This window comes from Paraburkholderia sp. BR10923 (genome assembly GCF_040948765.1).
Taxonomy (GTDB): Bacteria; Pseudomonadota; Gammaproteobacteria; order Burkholderiales; family Burkholderiaceae; genus Paraburkholderia; species Paraburkholderia youngii.
On the sequence record NZ_JBFPKO010000101.1, the window covers coordinates 1 to 2,587 of the forward strand.

A 2,587-nucleotide genomic window follows, 5' to 3' on the forward strand; every position below is an offset into this window, starting at 1 on the left:
GTAAGCGGTCAATAAAAGACGCCCTTCCATCGAGGGGCAGAAGGTCAGAAGCTAGGTGTCCACGTGGACACCTGCACACTGACACTGATGACAGAGAACAAAGACCTGAAGAGCCGTCTGGTGATTGGCGAGAAACGCGACGGCCGACGCGAGTATGACGAAGGCGCACGCGACGAGCTGGTCATGATGTGCCTGAAGCCCGGCGTGTCGATCGCGCGTACGGCCATGGAACATGACGTAAATCCGAATCAGCTTCGCAAGTGGATCACTCGTTACCGTCAGCAGCGAATGGCGCAGGCTCAGCAGACCTCACCATCAGGGGCGGATGGTGTGCTGATCGATACTCCGACACCGGTACGCCCGAGCGTGGCGCGCGAGGCGCCGGCATTCATTCCAGTCGTCACCGCACCATCGGCACCGCCGGCTGCGCCTCAAGGGCCATCGCAGGCCTTGCCACTGATGGTGGCCGCACTTCTCGTGCGCTTGCCGAATGGCGTCGAATTTGAACTCGGCAACGCGAGTCTCGACGAACTGGCGACGATCGTCCAGATGCTGGGGAGGCTACCGTGTTCCGGTTCGACGATGGGCTGAGGGTCTACGTTCACCGCGATCCCGTTGACTTCCGGATGGGCATCAATGGTTTGTCAATCCTCGTCGAGCAGGCGATGTCGCTAAACCCGCTGGACGAGGCCCTGTATGTGTTCGGCAACCGACGTCACGATCGTATCAAGATCATTGCCTGGGATGGCAATGGGTTCTGGCTTCTTCTGAAGCGGCTCGAAGGTCATGATCGCTTTGCGTGGCCCAGCGATGCGGCCGTCGTGACGCTGAGCACCGAGCAATTGGGCTGGCTTCTACAGGGCGTCGACCTCGCCGCCATCAAGAAGCACCCAATGCGATATTACGCCCGTGTGAGCTGAACGCCGACGCAGCATGCCTGTCTAACTGGGCATGCCGATCAATGTCACGATCACCGCCGAGGAACTGAAGGAGTTGCTCGCCGCACGCGACGCACTTGGTGCCGTTCAGCAGGAGCGTGACGAACTGCGCGGCACACTACGGCTGGTGACAGCGGAGCGGGATCTCGCGGAAGAGCGGTTGCGAGCGTACAAGCGCGAACTGTTTGGCGCGTCTAGCGAATCGCGCGAATCGGACCAGCTTGGTCTGTTCAATGAAGCCGAAGCGCTCGCGGTCTCCGGAGGACAGCCCGCGCAGGAAGATACGGCAGATACGGCGGTGTCTGCTCACACACGCAAGAAGCGCGGCCGCAAGCCGCTCGATCCGCGCCTGCCACGCGAGGTTGTCCGGCACGAGCTGCCCGAGTCCGAACGCTTCTGTGGTCACGATGGCCACGCGCTCGTGGAAATCGGCGTTGAGACCAGCGAGCAGCTCGACGTGATTCCAGAGCAGATCCGCGTGATCCAGCATCAACGCGTCAAATACGCGTGCCCGTGTTGCGATCTCGGGATCAAGGTGACGCCACCACCACCGCGAATCATTCCGCGCGGCCTGTTTACCGAATCGGCGCTGGCGTGGATCATCACCGGCAAATACCAGTTCGGTATGCCAATCTATCGTCAGGCCGGGCTCTTGCGACGCTTCGGCGGCGACATCTCGTCGAACACGGTTGCCATCAGCGTTGTGCGGGTTGGGCTTGCGACCCAGCCGGTGATCAACCTGATGCGCGATACGTTGCTCGAAGCAGATCTGATCTATGGCGACGAGACGACCTTCCAGGTGCTCAAGGAGCCTGGGGCGCCGACCGCAAACAAAGAGCTACGTCTGGGCGCAAATGAACGGTTCGGGACCACCCATTCGATTGTTCACTTACACGCCCGGGCGCGGTGCAAAACACGCCGCGCAACTCTACGTCGGCGTCAAACCAGGCGCGGCGTTGATGACCGATGGGATATGAGCTGTATAGCGGCATCGCGCACGACCATCAACTCGTCCATCTTGGTTGTTGGGCTCATTCAAGGCGCGCGTTCGTCAAGGCGGAGGATACGGTGCCGAAAGCCGCTCGCACTCCGGACCTGCTGTCAACGCGTTTCATCAACCTCATCGGCAAGCTGTTCGCGGCTGAGGCGCGAAGTGCGAAGTGGAACGCCGCTCGCCGGCTGCGATTACGCCGCCGCTATAGCGCCCGCGTGCTCGCCGTCATCGAGCAACTGTTGATTGAGCATCTGCCTGCCGTCGTGCCGGGTAGCATGCTCGGCAAAGCGCTGCAATATCTGAATCGGCAGTGGCACAAGCTGAGCCGCTACGTTGAAAACGGCGACTATCCAATCTCGAACAACGCCTGTGAGAACGAGATCAGGCCGTTCGTCGTAGCGCGCAAGGGCTTTCTGTTTGCCGACACGGTTGCCGGTGCACATGCGAGCGCGAATCTTTACTCGCTGGTCCAGTCGGCAAAAGCCAACGGCATCGATCCATATCGATACCTCAACTGGCTACTCCGATGCCTACCGCTCGCGCAGACCGTCGACGACTACGCCGCGCTTCTTCCCTGGTGCATGCCCGCCGAACTGCGGTAAGTCTATTGCCCTGTTCAACAACTCTGATGGGCGTCGTTAATTGACCGCTTACG

The 2,587-nt window shown here is 60.6% G+C and carries 2 protein-coding genes and 1 pseudogene; all 3 read left to right on the top strand.

Features of this window, described 5'->3' with window-relative positions:
* Positions 1 to 87 precede the first annotated feature (87 nt).
* The 3 genes and pseudogenes from AB3X94_RS41465 to AB3X94_RS41475 all read left to right on the top strand — a co-directional run bounded on the left by AB3X94_RS41465 (position 88) and on the right by AB3X94_RS41475 (position 2,534).
* A complete protein-coding gene (locus AB3X94_RS41465; protein ID WP_368614438.1) occupies positions 88 to 591 on the top strand; it encodes a transposase in 504 nt (167 codons plus the stop codon).
* A complete protein-coding gene (tnpB, locus tag AB3X94_RS41470; protein ID WP_027821158.1) occupies positions 567 to 920 on the top strand; it encodes an IS66 family insertion sequence element accessory protein TnpB in 354 nt (117 codons plus the stop codon). The genes AB3X94_RS41465 and tnpB overlap by 25 nt, the downstream gene beginning before the upstream one ends.
* A gap of 31 nt (positions 921 to 951) precedes the next feature.
* A pseudogene (locus tag AB3X94_RS41475) lies at positions 952 to 2,534 on the top strand (IS66 family transposase).
* Positions 2,535 to 2,587 lie beyond the last annotated feature (53 nt).